The organism is Chromobacterium haemolyticum (genome assembly GCF_009936155.1).
In the GTDB taxonomy this organism is placed as follows: domain Bacteria; phylum Pseudomonadota; class Gammaproteobacteria; order Burkholderiales; family Chromobacteriaceae; genus Chromobacterium; species Chromobacterium haemolyticum.
On the sequence record NZ_AP019312.1, the window covers coordinates 387,004 to 401,435 of the forward strand.

A 14,432-nucleotide genomic window follows, 5' to 3' on the forward strand; every position below is an offset into this window, starting at 1 on the left:
AGGGAGGAGGGGGGGCGGGGTAGGGCTTTGATTTCGCTGTGATTTTACCTGTCGCCGATTGGCGACAGGCGTTGGCGGCGCTTCATTTTTTATCACGCCTGTCGCGTCGCCACGCTTATTCCAGCTTGAAGGCGGCGGGCGTCAGCTCGTGTTTTTGCAGCAAGCGGTAAAACTCGGTGCGGTTGCGGTCAGCCAGTCGCGCGGCGTCGCTGACATTGCCACCGGTCAGCCGCAGCAAGCGTTCCAGGTAGTCGCGTTCAAATTGTCGCTTGGCTTCAGCCAGCGTTGGGATCGCGCTTTCTTCGCTGGCGACGGCTTTCTGTACTTGCGCCAGCGTCACTAGGGAGCCGGTGGTCAGCACGCAGCATTGTTCTACCACATTGGCCAATTGCCGGATATTGCCCGGCCAAGGCGCGGCGCTCAGGTATTCCAGCGCGTCGGCGGCGAAACCGCTGACGGCTTTCTGATAGCGGGTGGCGATTTTTTCCAGGAAATGAGCTGCCAGCAGAGGGATGTCTTCGCGGCGTTCGGCCAGTGGCGGCAGGCGCAGCGACACCACGTTCAGGCGGTAGAACAAGTCCTCTCGGAAGCTGCCTTCCTGGATCAGCGCTTCCAACTCGCGATGCGTGGCCGACACCAGACGGATATCCACCGGGGTCGCCCGGATCGCGCCGACCGGACGTACTTCGCGTTCCTGCAGCACGCGCAGCAATTTGACCTGCAGAGGCGGCGGCATGTCGCCGATCTCGTCCAGGAATAGGGTGCCGCCGTCCGCCTGTTGGATCAGGCCGGTCTGGCGCGCGTTGGCGCCGGTGAACGAGCCTTTTTCATGACCGAACAGCTCGCTTTCCAGCAGATTGTCCGGAATCGCTCCGCAGTTGACCGCGATGAAAGGTTGGCCCGCGCGCGGGCTGGCCAGGTGAATGGCTTTGGCCAGCACTTCCTTGCCGGTGCCGCTTTCGCCGCGCAGGAGCACGCTGGCGCCGGTGGCTGCGACCATACGGGCCTCGGCCAGCAGTTCCTCCATCGCCGGGCTGCGGCTGACCAGGCCGGAGCGCCAGCCAGTGGCGGCCTGGTCGGCCGGCCGGCCAGGTCCCGCCAGCGACAAGCCCTGGGCCACCTTGTCCAGCAGCGCCTTGCCGTCGAAGGGTTTGACCAGGTAGCCGAACACGCCGCGGCTGACAGCCTCCACTGCGTCCGGCACCGTGCCGTGGGCGGTCAGTAAAATCACCGGCATCGCAGGGTAGCGCTGGCGGACTTGTTCAAACAGCTCCAAACCGTCCATGCCGGGTAGGCGCCAGTCCGTCAGCAATAAGTCGGCGCGGCGAGCCGCTAGCGCGTTTAGCGCCGCCTCGGCGCTGTTTAGCGCCTCAACCTCGTAGCCGGCGGCGCCGAGCCGCAGTCCGAGCAAGCGCAATAGGTCGGGATCGTCGTCGACCAAGACGATGCGGGCGATGGCGCTCATGGCTGGCCTCCTTTGGTTTTGCTGGGCTTCAGCTGGAGTTCGCGTTCGACTTCGCGCAGGGCGTTGAGCTTGCCGCTTAGATCGTCGTAGCGTTTCTGCAGGTCGCGGTTCTGCGCCTGTTGCCGCTCCAGCGCTTCCGCCAGCTTGCGTCGTTCTTGAAATTGTTGGAGCTGCAGCCGCGCAAGACCTAGGCTGGCCGGGTCCAGGTTGTCGGTCTTGGCAAGCAGGCTCTCCAACTGAGTCAGTATTTTTTGCGTATCGGCTCGGTTCTCCGCCGTTTGCGCTTGTTGGAGCAGAGACAGCAAGCGGCTGCTGCCGCAGCTTTCCCGCCCGGTCAGGGACAGGGTCTGGATTTCCCGCGTCTGGTTCAGCAGCAGCAGGATTTGATTGGCGTCCGGGCAACGGATGATGGGCGCGGCCGGCGCGGCGGCCGGCTGACGCTGATGAGCGCAGGCGCTCAGGACCAGCAGGCTGCAAAGCCAGAGCAGCCGTCGTGTGTTGAGGGTCAAAAGGCAAAGTGTCTTCATGTCTTGTTCTCCGGTTCCGGCCACTGAAGGCGGAAGCAGGCGCCGTTCTGGGGCGTGGGTTCCAGCGTTAGTTCGCCTCGCATCAATTGGGCGAAACCGCGCGCCATCGCCAGGCCCAGCCCGGTGCCGGGCAATTCGTCCGGCGGCGGCGAACCGCTCCAGAACGGCTCGAAAATCTTTTCTCGATAGGCTTCCGGCACGCCGGGGCCTTGATCGCTGATTTCCAGCCAGACGCCGCCGCCATCGCGGCCGTGACGGATGTTCAAGGCGCTGCCGGTGGGGCTGTGGCGAATGGCGTTGATTAATAGGTTGTCCAGGATGGTCTCTACTTTAGAGCGGTCGCCGTTAACCCGCTCTGCGTCGCCCTGGACTTTGGCGGCGAGACGTTTGGCTTGCAGCAGAGGACGACAGACCTGCAACCGTTCCGTAATCAGCGCCGGCAGATCGAAGGTTTCCACGGTTAGCGTCTCGGACAGCCATTGGCCGGCATCATAGCGCAATAAGGCTTCCACGCGTTGGCGCAGGGTCTGCGCATTGTTTTGCAGGATGGCCACAATTTCCTGTTGTTGGGCGGATAGCCGTCCTATCACTTCTTCACGCAATAGCGCGGCGGCCTCATGGATGGCGGCCAGCGGGGTTTTCAGCTCATGGGAGGCTTGACGGAAGAAACGGCCTTTCTGTTCTTCCAGCGCCGCCAGCCTGCGGTCCAGTTGGGCCAGCTCGCGGGCCAGTCGCTGCAGGTCGGCGGGGCCGGACTGGCGCCAGTCCTGCAGCCGCGCGCCATCGCTCATCCGCGCGATTTTGGCTTGCAGCTTGCGTAGCGGCCAACTGATCAACAAGGTCATCGCCAGCGCCAGCGCCAGCGCGGAGGCTAGCGACAACCAGGCCAGACGGTCGGCGGTGCGGCGCATCTCGGTGATCGAATCCTGCCATTGACGCTGGCTCTGTTCCAGTTGGCGGTTGATCAACTGGCCCTGCGCCGTCAGGTGCAGGTCCAGCTGGCGGAACAAACGGTCGCGTTGCGCGCCGGAGCGCGCCGGCAGGCCCTGGAGCTGCGGCTGGATCGCTAGGATGGCCCGGGCGCTGAGCGCCAGCTCGTCGTCGTCGCCACGCTGCAGCTTGCGTTGCGCCAGTTCGATTTCCTGCCAGGCGCCGGCGGCGGTGTTGGCCAGCGCGCGGTCTTTCAGGATCTGGGCCTGGCGGGTGGCGCGTTCGAACTGAATGGATTGTTCGCGCGACACGCGGTTGGCGTCCAGCCATTCCTTGGCTTGTTCCTGATGCGAGCGCAGTGTGGAGGCGGCGTGTCCCAACTCGTTGCGCAGTTGGATCAGCACGGCGGAGGGCACGACGGCGACGATCAGAAAGCTGGCCAGCAACAGGCTGCGGAAAGAAACGAAACGAAGCATGATGGGGTCGGCGTCGACGCCGCGGGCGCATGCCCGCGGCTTAAGGGCAAAGATCAAGCAGACAGCGGAGCGGCGGCTAAGTTCTGGCGGGAAATCCATTCAGCCAGCTCGGCCACGCTCAGAATGGGCAGCGTGTGCGTTTGAGCGTAGTCCGCGATTTGCGCGCCGCGCATCATGCTGCCGTCCGGGTTCATCAGCTCGCAGAGCACGCCGGCGGGCTGGAAGCCGGCCAGCCGCGCCAGCTCCACAGCGGCCTCGGTGTGGCCGCGGCGGCTCCGCACGCCGCCTTCTGCCGCCACCAGCGGAAAGACATGGCCGGGACTGACCACGTCCCCGGCCTGCGCTTGCGGGTGGACGGCTGCCTGAATAGTACGCACCCGGTCGGCGGCGGATACGCCGGTGGATACGCCCTGCGCGGCTTCGATGCTGACGGTGAAGGCGGTGCCGTAGCGGCTGCCGTTGCGTTGGGTCATCGGAGGCAATTGCAGCCGTGCGGCGTGCTCGGCGGTCAGGCACAGACAGACGATGCCGCTGCAATCGCGGATCAGGCGCGCCATTTCGGCTTCGTTCAGCGCGTCGGCGGCCAGGATCAGGTCGGCTTCGTTCTCGCGGTCGTGATCGTCGGGAACGATGACCGGCAGGCCGCGGCGCAAGGCGTTCAGCGCCGTTTCGACGCGTTGGGACAGGGTGTCGGGGTGTGTGGCGATACTCATGGAAACGGTCCTCGGATAGTTTGAGAAACAGGTTCCAGGGCGTGAAAAGGGCAGGCGCGAACCCACCCGCGCGCCAAGCGCGCAGCGAACACGCCGCGACCGCGCGCAGCGCGGCGGACGGCGATGTCGTCTTCTCTCATCCGGACTATTACCGTCGGCTCTGGCCTGTCACCAGATCTGCTGACCTTCCGCCGGGAAGCGGAAGCGCTCGCGGGCTCGATCTTGCGATCATACCGCCGGTGGGGAATTGCACCCCGCCCTGAAGACGTTGCGTTGGCTCGCCGCGATGGGCGGGCCAGCGGCGATTATAGCGCGGTGGTAAGATTGGACATTCGTTTTTTTGGCCGGCGGCTGACACCATGATTGAAACCGACAACCTGTACGGCGGCGCGCCCGAGCCCCGCATCGTCACCCAGCAAAGCCTGTCCAGCCAGGAGGAGGCGTTGGAGCGCGCTTTACGGCCCAAACTGTTGGACGAGTACGTTGGCCAGAAAAAGGCGCGCGAACAGCTGGAAATCTTCATCGAGGCGGCCAAGCGCCGCAGCGAAGCGCTGGACCACGTGCTGCTGTTCGGCCCGCCTGGGCTGGGCAAGACTACCTTGGCGCATATCGTGGCCCGCGAAATGGGCGTCAATCTGCGGCAGACCTCCGGACCTGTGTTGGAGCGGGCCGGGGATTTGGCGGCGCTGCTGACTAATCTGGAGCCGCACGATGTGCTGTTCATCGATGAGATTCACCGGCTGAGCCCCGTGGTGGAGGAAATCCTTTATCCGGCCTTGGAGGATTATCAGATCGACATCATGATAGGCGAGGGGCCGGCGGCGCGTTCGGTCAAGATTGATCTGCCGCCGTTCACCCTGGTGGGCGCCACCACCCGTGCCGGCATGCTCACCAATCCGCTGCGCGACCGCTTTGGCATCGTCGCGCGGCTGGAGTTTTACAACGCCGAGGAACTGACCCGCATCGTCAACCGTTCCGCTGGCTTGTTGAACGTCAAATTGGCCGACGACGGCGCGTTCGAAGTGGCGCGCCGCAGCCGCGGCACGCCGCGTATCGCCAATCGGCTGCTGCGCCGGGTGCGGGATTACGCCGAAGTCCGGGCCGACGGCGTGGTCAGCTCCCAGGTGGCGGACGCCGCGCTGGCGATGCTGGACGTGGACCCGGCCGGCCTGGACGTGATGGACCGCAAGCTGCTGCAAGCCATTTTGGAGAAGTTTTCCGGTGGGCCGGTGGGCTTGGACAACGTCGCGGCAGCCATCGGCGAGTCCACCGACACTATCGAGGACGTGATCGAACCCTTCCTGATCCAGCAAGGCTATCTGCAGCGCACCCCGCGCGGTCGGATGGCGACGGCGCTGGCTTATCAGCACTTTGGCTTGCCGCTCAAGGATTGAGGTGGTGTCGCCTGCGCGCAGCAGGACGGCAATCCCTTGATCGCCGCCGCCGGCGCTCAGGCGTACAATTCCGGATTCACACGGCATTCCGCTGCGGCGGGGGACGATTATGTTTTACGCTTTGTTTGGCCTGACCTTGGCGGTGGCGATAGCCACCTCGGTATTCACCGCGCGTTTTTTCGATCCGGCGGTCAACAAAATTCTGGCGCGGGTTCTAGGGCGTGATTTGACGGACGCCTGGCGCAAGTACATTTTCTTCGCCATCGTGGTCACCGGCGTTTCCGGCGGGGTGCGGCAGTGGTCGCTGGAGAAGTACTTGCCGCCGGCCGCGGGCAAGGGCAGCACCGTGATGGAGCTGACCGGCGAACGATGGCTGCTGGAGTTGTTCAACACCTTCATCGACACGCTGCGCTCGATTGCCTGGGTAATGTTGTTGTTCTTTCTGTGCGCGATGCTGGCCTATGTGATCATGAAGGCGGTGGAGATGCGTAAAGGCGAGCAGCCTCCAGAAGAATGAAAAAATCCCGGCCATGGGCCGGGATTTTTCGTTGAAACGGGGCTTGGCTCAGCGGCCGATCTTGATCTGCGACCACAGGCGGTTCAAGTCGCGGCGGGACTTCACGTCCAGATCTTTCAGCGCCACGTACTTACCCTTGGCCGGCTCCAGCATGATCACAGAATTGGCCTTGATCTGCGGTTTGAAGAAAGCCTCGGCTGCCTTGACCGGGTTGGTCGCGCCGATCTGGTTGGAGATTTCGGCGGCGTTCTTGCCATCCAGCATGAAGTTGATGAAGCGGTGCGCCAAGTCCGGGCGCGGAGCATCCTTCAGAATCACCATATTGTCCACCGCCAGGATATTGCCTTCCTTTTGTGGCTGGTAGCCCAGTTTGAACGGTCGTTTGGCGTGCTGCGCGTCTTGCTGCGCCTGGAACAAATCGTTGGAATAGCCGTGGGCCACCCAGATATTGCCTACGGTCAGCTCTTTGATATAGCTCTGGTTGTTGAAGGCGGCCCAATAGGGCTTGGCTTTGCGGATCACGTCGGCCGCGGCCTTCCAGTCTGCTGGCTGGACGGAGTTGGCGTCCTTGCCCAGATAGAGCAGGGCGGCGGACATCAGTTCGCGCTGCGAATCCAGTACAGTGACCCGGCCTTTGATTTTTGCCAGCACCGCAGGATCGAAGATCAAGGCCCAACTGTTGGCCTGCGGCAACACGCCGGCTTTTTGCAACTGGGTTTCGTTGTAGCCGAGCAAGGTCAGCGACACAACGGTGGGGGCTGCCACCTTGTTGCCGGCGTCGAACGGCGCGTTCAGCCTCAGGTAGCCTGAATTGAGGTTCTTCCAGTTGGGCAGCTGCGCCTTGTTCAGCGGCTGGGTTTTGCCCTGCTTGATCAGAGTGCTGACGGCGAAGGCGGTGGGGAAGACCATGTCGTAGCCTTTGGCGCCGGCGGCCAGTTTGGCGAGCATCTCCTCGTTGTCCCCGTAATAGTCCTGCACCAGCCGGCATTTGCACGATTGCTCAAAACGCTTGGCGGTGTCTGCGGACAAGGCGTTGTTCCAGTTGTAGATATGGAGTACGTCCTCGGCCATTGCCGAGCCCCAAGTCAGAGCCAGAAGCGCCGAAAGGGCCAGCTTTTTCATACGCGTGAATCCTTTAGTTCAAAGAATGGAATGGAAAAACGGAGACGGAGCGGAGGCGTCGAGGCGCCACCGCATCCGTTACAGAGCGACCATATTGTCGCGATGAATCAATTCCGGTTCGATCATATAGCCGAGTGAGGCTTCAATCTCCCGGGTGGGCTTCTGCATGATGGTGCGCGCTTCGCTGGAGCTGTAGTTGACCAGGCCGCGCGCTACTTCTTTGCCTTCCTGATCGACGCAGGCCACCGCCTCGCCGCGCAGGAAATCGCCTTCCACCGCGCAAACGCCGATAGGCAGCAGGCTGGTGCCGCGTTCCCGCACCGCCAACGCCGCGCCGGAGTCCAGAACCAGGCGTCCGGATAATTTCAAATGATCGGCCAACCATTGCTTGCGCGCCGCCATGCGGTTGGTGGGCGGCAGCAACTGGGTGCCGATGCCCTCGCCGTCCGCCAAGCGCGACAGCACCTGATGCTCGCGGCCGCAGGCGATCACGGTGGCCGCGCCGCTGCGCGCCGCGCGCTTGGCGGCGAGAATCTTGGTGATCATGCCGCCGGTGCCCACACTGGAGCCGGCGCCGCCGGCCATTTCTTCCAACCGAGGCTCGCCGGCAATGGCTTCATGGATGAATTCCGCGTCGGGGTGTTTGCGAGGGTCCGCGCTGTACAGGCCTTGCTGATCAGTGAGAATGATCAGCGCGTCGGCCTCTATCAGATTGGTCACCAGCGCGCCCAGGGTGTCGTTGTCGCCGAAGCGGATTTCGTCGGTGACCACGGTGTCGTTTTCATTGATGATGGGCACCGCGTTCAGGTTCAACAGGCTGGTCAATGTGGAGCGGGCGTTAAGATAGCGGGTACGGTCAGCCAAGTCCTCGTGGGTCAGCAGGATTTGCGCGGTCTGCAAGCCAAAGCCGCGAAAGGCCGTTTCATATGCCTGGCACAGGCCCATCTGGCCCACTGCGGCGGCAGCCTGCAATTCATGCACGCCCTTGGGGCGCACGGTCCAGCCTAGTCGTTGGCAGCCTTCGGCAATCGCGCCGCTGGAAACCAGCACCACCTGTTTGCCGCGCCGTTTCAATTCGGCGATTTCCGCCGCCCAGCGATTGAGCGCCGCCATATCCAGGCCCTTGCCGTCATTGGTGACGAGACTGGAGCCGACTTTGACCACAATCCGGTCAGCGGCGTGAATAACCGAGCGCATCCAAAACTCCATGAGTCAAAACGATAGATGCGGGGGAGTTTACCCGAAAAAGAGCATGCCGGACCGTCTCCGGCGGGGCGGAGATCCGATGGCGGCAAAGCGACGCCATCATGGTGTCGGCAGCCTGTTGATTACACGGGCTTTGATGCGGACCGTGCAATTCGGCAGGGTCCGCGGCAAGATAAAAGCTTGATCTGAGTCAGAAATGCTCGCTATCGCGGTATTCCATGATTTGGAACAGCGGAGTCTGCGTGTGTAAACGCGATACCCGGATCAGGCTTTCCCGTTCGCCGTCATGTAGGCGGAATTCGCGTAACTGGCTATACGGGCGTCCAGCCATCAACAGCAATCTGGGCATTCCTGCAGGCGTGGCCAGCAGCAAGGCGAACTGAAAGCTGTCACCGGGGTGGGTAATGCTGGGCATGGCCAGCGCGGGTTGGGGCGGTCCGCCGATGAACTCGACACCGCATTCGATTTCCCGCCCATCCGCGCGAAGCGCAACCCAGCGGGCGATGCCGAGCTTGGCGTTTTCCGGCTGGTTTGGCGGGGTGACCAGCAGCAGTTCCCCTGCTCGTAGGGATTGATCTCGCGGTTGGCCGTGCAGCAGCAAGCCGGTATCGCTCTGATTGGATATGGCCAGCAAGCAGGGCGGCGGCGGCGGCCGGTGGCGAGGCGTGTCCTCTTCAGCGGAGATGCCGGGCAATTGCCAACTTAGATCGTTGCGATGGAACCAGATGCCCGGCAGTGCCGCGACGATTTCGATGATGGTTTGGGTCTTGAGTCGTGGATGACGGCGACGTTTGGGCTGATGCCATTCTTCCACCAGTAAGGATAACAACTGCAATTCATCAATCATCAGGCCCTGTTGACGATTGTTCTGAGCTTTTTGCAGTGCCTCGCGGCTTTTCTCCAGGATGTCTCTGAGCGGCTCCAGATCCAGCAGAAAGCAGCCGGGGCCCAATTTGCTTGCGGAAATCGGCAGAAAGCGTGGGGGGGAGTCGATTTGTTGATCAACCAGATAGCCATGCACGGGCTGGGTCAAGGCTTCAACTGGAATCAGCCGGGCTTTGGCTGCTAGATCGAAGATCAGCTGTCGCGACAAGGCTTGCTCGGTGGGGGCGAGGCGGTTGCTGGGGGTCAGCCCCATCAATAGGATCTGCAAGTAGATGGTCTGGATGGAGTCATCGTTAGCCAGCCCCTTGTCTTGCCAGCCGCGGCCGCTGGCGAAGACATGCAACTGGTGGCAGTCGTACCAGAAGTCCGGCGTGATCGGGGTATAGCATTGCTGGCTGATGCTCAGCAGCTGGCGCGCCGCCATCATGGTGTAGGCCATCAGCTCGATTTTAGGGTGCTCGCGATCAAGCAGGCCGCGCTTGGCAAGGCGATCGTGCAGAGTCTGTTTGAACGTGATGAAAATCAGAGCGAACAGCTCGACGCTCAGCAAGGCCAGTTGGCGCACCTTTGGCGTTCCTAAACTGTCGTGTTGGCGAATCTCGTTTTCCAGCAGCGGGTAATAGCGATCCACCGCTTTCAGGTACAGCTTCAGGAGCTTGTGGCGCAAATGGCTGTCCAGTGGAACTCGGGACAAGTTTTGCATGGACTGGCTCAATAAGCGTCCGCATTCGGGCAGATCGGTGAATGGCAGCCGCTCCAGCCATGCCGCCACGCTATCCGGTTGAGTATCTATCAGCAGAGGATCCATAGTTTGTTCTGGCAGGGTGGGCAGCGGCATGCAAGGCGATTCACAATGTAAATTGTGCCGTTTCCATGCTATGGGCACTCACCCCGCCATGGCAAGGCGGATCACGGCAAAGCGATGCTTTGGCCGTCGGCGGTGTTGGATGCGCGCGCCAGTTCCTCCAGTATGGCTGCGGTGGCGGCGATCAGGAAGGCCATCTCCTCGTCGGTGATCGTATAGGGGGGCATGAAATACACGGTGTTGCCGATGGGGCGCAACAGGCAACTTCGGCGCAGCATCGCGGCAAAACAGGCTTGGGCGAAGTCGGCGCGTGAAGTGTCGACCTCGAAGGCCCAGATCATGCCCTTGTGGCGGAAATTCCTGACGTCCGGACGCGCTTGCAAATCAGTCATCATCGAATTGAAGCGCTGAGCTTTGTCGGCATTGGCGGCCAGGACATCCTCCTCCGCGAAGATATCCAGCACTGCCAGCGCCGCGGCGCAGGCCAATGCATTGCCGGTATAGCTGTGCGAATGCAAGAAACCGCGAGTGACATCGTCGTGGTAGAAGGCCTGATAAATTGGGCTGCTGGTCAACACGCAGGAAAGTGGCAGGAAACCGCCGGTGATGCCTTTGGACAGACAGAGGAAGTCCGGGGTGATGTCGGCTTGCTGGTAGGCGAACAGGCTGCCGGTCCGGCCAAAGCCCACGGCGATTTCATCGGCGATCAAGTGCACCTGGTATTGATCGCACAGTCGGCGTAGCTCGCTCAGATAGAGCGGGTCGTACATTACCATCCCGGCCGCGCCTTGCACCAAGGGCTCCACAATGACGGCGGCCACTTCTCCAGCGTGTTTGGCCAGCAGGTTTTCCAGCGCCTGGATCGCTTTGCGCGCGGCATCGGCCGCGCTTTCACCGGGCAGCGCGCGCCGGGCGTCCGGAGACGGCGCGCGCAGGCCCGGCTTCAGCAAGCCGGCGTAGGTGTTGGAGAACAAGGGCACGTCGGTGACGGCCAAGGCGCCCACGGTTTCGCCGTGATAACTATTTTCCAGGCTGATGAAACGCGTCTTGTCCGCTAGCCCCTGATTGCGCCAGTAGTGAAAGCTCATCTTGAGCGCAATTTCCGTGGCGCTGGCGCCGTCGGACCCATAAAACACGTGGGCCAGGCCGCTGAGCTCGCATAGGCGTTCGGACAGCTCCACCACCGGCTGGTGCGTAAAGCCCGCCAGCATCACGTGTTCCAGCTGGTCCAGCTGATTCTTGATCGCCTGCTTGATGCGAGGGTGGCCATGGCCAAACAGATTGACCCACCAGGAGCTGACCCCGTCCAGATAACGCTTGCCGTCGAAGTCTCTGAGCCAGACGCCGTCCGCGCTGGCGATGGGTACGATGGGCAAAGCCTCATGACGTTTCATCTGGGTGCAGGGGTGCCAGACAGTATTGAAGCTGCGCTGCAGCCAGTCTTGGTTATCGCTCATATCTGTTCTATGTATTCAGACTAAGAGTTCGATGCTATCACAGGGAGAGCGAAGCAGCGGACTGACCAAAAACGTCACATTTCTACCCGCTGCGCTGTTTATGACTGGCGGATTGGCTGTAATGAGCGTGAAGAAGGGGCTGGCATACTTTCTGCATAAGTCGCTCTCTATAAAACTAAGCTCTGGAGCCGAGAGATGAGGAAGGCGGCTGGTTTTACCTTGATTGAGCTAATGATTGTTGTCGCCATTATTGGTATTTTGGCGGCGATTGCGATTCCGGCTTATCAGAATTATACGATTCGAGCTAAGGTGGCGGAGGGTCTGACTTATGCGGATCATGCTAAAACGACCGTTTCGGAGTACTACTTGACAAATAATAATTGGCCTAGCTCGAATGCCAGTGCAGGTTTGCCGGATACATTGTCTGGCTCATATGTCAGTAATGTTCAAGTTAGTAGTGGTAGTGGTGGTATTAGTACTATAACGGTGTCTTTCAATAATAGTGTCGCCTCTGGTTTAGTAGTAATATTTACCCCTGCAACGAATAGCGGTGCCGTTGTATGGTCGTGTTCCTCCGATGCGGCTTATACACAGTATCTGCCTTCTTCTTGTCATTAAATGGAGTGCGTAATGCAAAAAACTCAACAAGGCTTTACTCTCATCGAATTGATGATTGTCGTCGCTATTATTGGTATTTTAGCGGCAATTGCTATCCCTGCCTATCAGGACTATACGGCAAGAGCTAAAGTAACCGAAGGAATGAACGCGGCCGGTGCGGCAAAAACCGCCGTTTCAGAATATGCGATTAGTCAGGGGGCGCTACCAAGTAGTTTGGCATCTGCAGGAGTCTCTTCTGCGAGCTCAACTTATGTTACACAAACACTGATCTCTGCGAGTGGTGTGATCTCGATTCAGATGAGAAATATTAATACAGATGTTAATGGGAACTATTTCTCCTTGGTTCCGACGCTTTCTTCTGGTACGGTAACTTGGGCATGCCGAGCTGGTGATGGCTCTGGGTCAGGCTCGAATGCTATCCCCACGAAATATTTGCCTGCTAACTGTCGATAATATTGCTGTTTCGCTAAAAAGCGCTGCATATGCAGCGCTTTTTTTCTGCAAGGTGATTTATGACCAAGAAGTTTGAGATATATTTTTTGATTTTTGCAACTACTGTTCCATTTTTTAATTTTTACAGATTTTCACCCGCTCCGGATTGGTTTACTAATGCGGGGGTGGTTTTTTTTGTGAGTGTTTTTGTAATTGTTTCTGCCTTGAGAGGTGCCCCAATAAAATGGTCAGTTTCGCCTGGTGGGCTTTTCTTGTTGGCGGGGGGTGTTTTTTGGGTATTTAGGGCGCAGTATTTTGATGCCGCCTATATGGCGCTAATTTTATTTTTGTTGATGATGGTGTGTTTTTGTATTCGTAATTATGACCTGAAAGAAGTTGTGAAATGTATTGCTGAAGTGGTTTTGATTTGTGCGATGATTCAAGCATTTTTGGGCGGGCTTCAAGCTGCTGATGTTGCAAAATATTTTGATGGATATATTGTTTTTGATTCTGCGCGAAGCGTGGTGGGAAATATTGCGCAACGTAATCAGTATGCAAATTTTTTAGGATGGGGGCTTATTTCCGTATCCTACTTGTATGCACATAGAAGTTTAAATACAGGCATTTCTATTGTATTGGCAGTATTTTTTGCTCTAATGATGTGTTGGTCTGGATCGCGCTTGGCGCTTTTATATGGTTTGGCGCTTGTGTGTTTGGCATGGCTATGGCTTAAAACGAGTTCAGATGCTGAAGTGATGAGGAGAATGGCTTTAGCTCTGGCTCTAGCTGTTTTGGCGTTGGCAATAATTCAAATTTTCAATCACGATATATTGTTGGCTCTGAAAAGAATTGGTTTGGATTTTCAGACGGTTAGTGGGTCGGAACGTATATTGGATGGAGATGTGGGGGCGCGGCGAAAAATAGAATGGACTAAAGCGTGGGATGTTTTTCTTGAGCACCCGTGGATGGGTGTTGGTGTAGGAGGTTTTGCTGCGAAGTCTGTTGCGATGGAAGTGGCTTCAGGTCTGCCTAAGGCTCCGGAGAGTTGGCTCTATGCTCATTGTCATAATCTGATTTTTCAAATGCTAGCAGAAGTGGGGGTTCTAGGTACGGGAATGATTGTTTCTGGTTTAGTTGTTACTATAAAATCGTATTTTAAGAGATGTAATAGAACAATAGAAAATTTTTTCCTGTTGTCGCTTGCTGGGGTGATATTGATCCACAGTATGTTTGAGTACCCTTTGTGGTATCTTCCTTTTTTGTTTATGCTGGCCATCGTTGGGGCCGCTGCTCCTGAGAAAAAAGTGTTTATATTGGATATAAGGCCCAGCATTGTCCGCGGTATAAGCATTTTTTTTGGTGCGATAGGGGTTTGGTATTGTGTGGTAGGGGTGTCCAATTTTTGGATGCTGGTTCGTTATAGTGCCCCGTCGGCAGACTTTAAGGAGAATTTAATAAGAATAGAGAGTCTTTCCAGCTTGGCTAAAAACCCTTTTTGGGTTTCAAGCGCAGATATGATGCTCGGTAATTATTTGCTCCCAACGAAGGAGCAGCTGAATTTTAAGTTGATGCACTTTGAAAAATTGGCGAGCTTCCAACCATACGCCAGCGTTCTGACCCAGCTTTCCATTTTACGAGCGCTTAATGCTCAACCAGACAGTGCAAGAAAGGCATTGTATATGGTGATAGCAAATTATCCGGAATCAGTGCCCAGATTGGCAGTGATCTTGTCCTCACGTGCTGAGCCCGAGATTAAGCCTCTCCGTGAAATCGTAATACGCGCAGCCCAAGCCTATGCCCAACATCCTCCTCACAGTCAGGCCGCGCAGTTGGCCGCAGTGATGACCGTGGCCGCGCCTGTGACGCGCAAAACACTGTTTTGACC

General features: G+C 58.6%; 13 protein-coding genes and 1 riboswitch. Of the genes, 5 read left to right on the forward strand and 8 right to left on the reverse strand.

Going from position 1 to position 14,432, the window contains the following annotated elements; translation table 11 throughout:
• Positions 1-115: 115 nt before the first annotated feature.
• Genes GYH29_RS01765 through ribB form a run of 4 tightly spaced genes read right to left on the reverse strand, consistent with a single transcriptional unit; the run spans position 116 to position 4,111 of the window.
• On the reverse strand, positions 116-1,465 hold the full coding sequence (locus GYH29_RS01765; RefSeq protein WP_019100524.1) for a sigma 54-interacting transcriptional regulator: 1,350 nt from the start codon (positions 1,463-1,465) through the stop codon (positions 116-118).
• A complete protein-coding gene (locus tag GYH29_RS01770; protein WP_019100523.1) occupies positions 1,462-1,992 on the reverse strand; it encodes a hypothetical protein in 531 nt (176 codons plus the stop codon). Before GYH29_RS01770 ends, GYH29_RS01765 begins: the two co-directional genes overlap by 4 nt.
• Positions 1,989-3,398 (reverse strand): ATP-binding protein, encoded by a 1,410-nt coding sequence (locus GYH29_RS01775; RefSeq protein WP_019100522.1) that lies wholly within the window; start codon positions 3,396-3,398, stop codon positions 1,989-1,991. Before GYH29_RS01775 ends, GYH29_RS01770 begins: the two co-directional genes overlap by 4 nt.
• A 53-nt stretch (positions 3,399-3,451) precedes the next feature.
• Positions 3,452-4,111, reverse strand: coding sequence for a 3,4-dihydroxy-2-butanone-4-phosphate synthase (gene ribB, locus GYH29_RS01780; protein WP_019100521.1), 660 nt, complete (start codon positions 4,109-4,111; stop codon positions 3,452-3,454).
• A gap of 124 nt (positions 4,112-4,235) precedes the next feature.
• Positions 4,236-4,382, reverse strand: a riboswitch (FMN riboswitch).
• Between the two features lie 88 nt (positions 4,383-4,470).
• On the opposite strand from ribB, the gene ruvB reads away from it, so the two are divergent.
• The gene (gene ruvB / locus GYH29_RS01785) at positions 4,471-5,505 is read left to right on the forward strand and encodes a Holliday junction branch migration DNA helicase RuvB (protein WP_019100520.1); all 1,035 of its coding nucleotides are present in this window, start codon (positions 4,471-4,473) and stop codon (positions 5,503-5,505) included.
• 109 nt (positions 5,506-5,614) lie between these two features.
• Positions 5,615-6,022 carry a hypothetical protein gene (locus GYH29_RS01790; RefSeq protein ID WP_043592294.1) on the forward strand — a complete coding sequence of 136 codons (408 nt, stop codon included), beginning with the start codon at positions 5,615-5,617 and terminating at the stop codon, positions 6,020-6,022.
• A 48-nt stretch (positions 6,023-6,070) separates the two neighbouring features.
• Here the strand turns inward: GYH29_RS01790 and GYH29_RS01795 are convergent, their stop codons facing one another.
• The 4 genes from GYH29_RS01795 to GYH29_RS01810 all read right to left on the reverse strand — a co-directional run bounded on the left by GYH29_RS01795 (position 6,071) and on the right by GYH29_RS01810 (position 11,497).
• Positions 6,071-7,144: an ABC transporter substrate-binding protein gene (locus tag GYH29_RS01795; protein WP_043592293.1), complete on the reverse strand. Its 1,074-nt coding sequence runs from the start codon at positions 7,142-7,144 to the stop codon at positions 6,071-6,073.
• A gap of 78 nt (positions 7,145-7,222) precedes the next feature.
• The gene (gene proB, locus GYH29_RS01800; protein WP_043592290.1) at positions 7,223-8,341 is read right to left on the reverse strand and encodes a glutamate 5-kinase; all 1,119 of its coding nucleotides are present in this window, start codon (positions 8,339-8,341) and stop codon (positions 7,223-7,225) included.
• Positions 8,342-8,540: 199 nt separating this feature from the next.
• A complete protein-coding gene (locus GYH29_RS01805) occupies positions 8,541-10,043 on the reverse strand; it encodes a hypothetical protein (protein ID WP_141113105.1) in 1,503 nt (500 codons plus the stop codon).
• Positions 10,044-10,144: 101 nt separating this feature from the next.
• Positions 10,145-11,497 (reverse strand): adenosylmethionine--8-amino-7-oxononanoate transaminase, encoded by a 1,353-nt coding sequence (locus GYH29_RS01810; RefSeq protein ID WP_161523098.1) that lies wholly within the window; start codon positions 11,495-11,497, stop codon positions 10,145-10,147.
• Between the two features lie 195 nt (positions 11,498-11,692).
• On the opposite strand from GYH29_RS01810, the gene GYH29_RS01815 reads away from it, so the two are divergent.
• The 3 genes from GYH29_RS01815 to GYH29_RS01825 are packed head-to-tail and all read left to right on the forward strand — an operon-like array spanning position 11,693 to position 14,430.
• Positions 11,693-12,115, forward strand: a complete 423-nt coding sequence (locus GYH29_RS01815) for a pilin (RefSeq protein ID WP_043592286.1) — start codon at positions 11,693-11,695, stop codon at positions 12,113-12,115.
• A gap of 12 nt (positions 12,116-12,127) precedes the next feature.
• Positions 12,128-12,568, forward strand: coding sequence for a pilin (locus GYH29_RS01820; RefSeq protein ID WP_043592285.1), 441 nt, complete (start codon positions 12,128-12,130; stop codon positions 12,566-12,568).
• A 59-nt stretch (positions 12,569-12,627) separates the two neighbouring features.
• Positions 12,628-14,430, forward strand: a complete 1,803-nt coding sequence (locus GYH29_RS01825; protein ID WP_081950357.1) for a PglL family O-oligosaccharyltransferase — start codon at positions 12,628-12,630, stop codon at positions 14,428-14,430.
• The last annotated feature ends 2 nt before the right edge of the window (positions 14,431-14,432 follow it).

Coding starts and splice junctions, on each gene's coding strand:
- proB (WP_043592290.1), bottom strand. CDS start 8,341: ATGCGCTCGGTTATTCACGCCGCTGACCGGATTGTGGTCAAAGTCGGC.
- GYH29_RS01795 (WP_043592293.1), bottom strand. CDS start 7,144: ATGAAAAAGCTGGCCCTTTCGGCGCTTCTGGCTCTGACTTGGGGCTCG.
- GYH29_RS01815 (WP_043592286.1), top strand. CDS start 11,693: ATGAGGAAGGCGGCTGGTTTTACCTTGATTGAGCTAATGATTGTTGTC.
- GYH29_RS01770 (WP_019100523.1), bottom strand. CDS start 1,992: ATGAAGACACTTTGCCTTTTGACCCTCAACACACGACGGCTGCTCTGG.
- GYH29_RS01805 (WP_141113105.1), bottom strand. CDS start 10,043: ATGGATCCTCTGCTGATAGATACTCAACCGGATAGCGTGGCGGCATGG.
- GYH29_RS01765 (WP_019100524.1), bottom strand. CDS start 1,465: ATGAGCGCCATCGCCCGCATCGTCTTGGTCGACGACGATCCCGACCTA.
- GYH29_RS01775 (WP_019100522.1), bottom strand. CDS start 3,398: ATGCTTCGTTTCGTTTCTTTCCGCAGCCTGTTGCTGGCCAGCTTTCTG.
- GYH29_RS01790 (WP_043592294.1), top strand. CDS start 5,615: ATGTTTTACGCTTTGTTTGGCCTGACCTTGGCGGTGGCGATAGCCACC.
- ruvB (WP_019100520.1), top strand. CDS start 4,471: ATGATTGAAACCGACAACCTGTACGGCGGCGCGCCCGAGCCCCGCATC.
- GYH29_RS01825 (WP_081950357.1), top strand. CDS start 12,628: ATGACCAAGAAGTTTGAGATATATTTTTTGATTTTTGCAACTACTGTT.
- GYH29_RS01810 (WP_161523098.1), bottom strand. CDS start 11,497: ATGAGCGATAACCAAGACTGGCTGCAGCGCAGCTTCAATACTGTCTGG.
- GYH29_RS01820 (WP_043592285.1), top strand. CDS start 12,128: ATGCAAAAAACTCAACAAGGCTTTACTCTCATCGAATTGATGATTGTC.
- ribB (WP_019100521.1), bottom strand. CDS start 4,111: ATGAGTATCGCCACACACCCCGACACCCTGTCCCAACGCGTCGAAACG.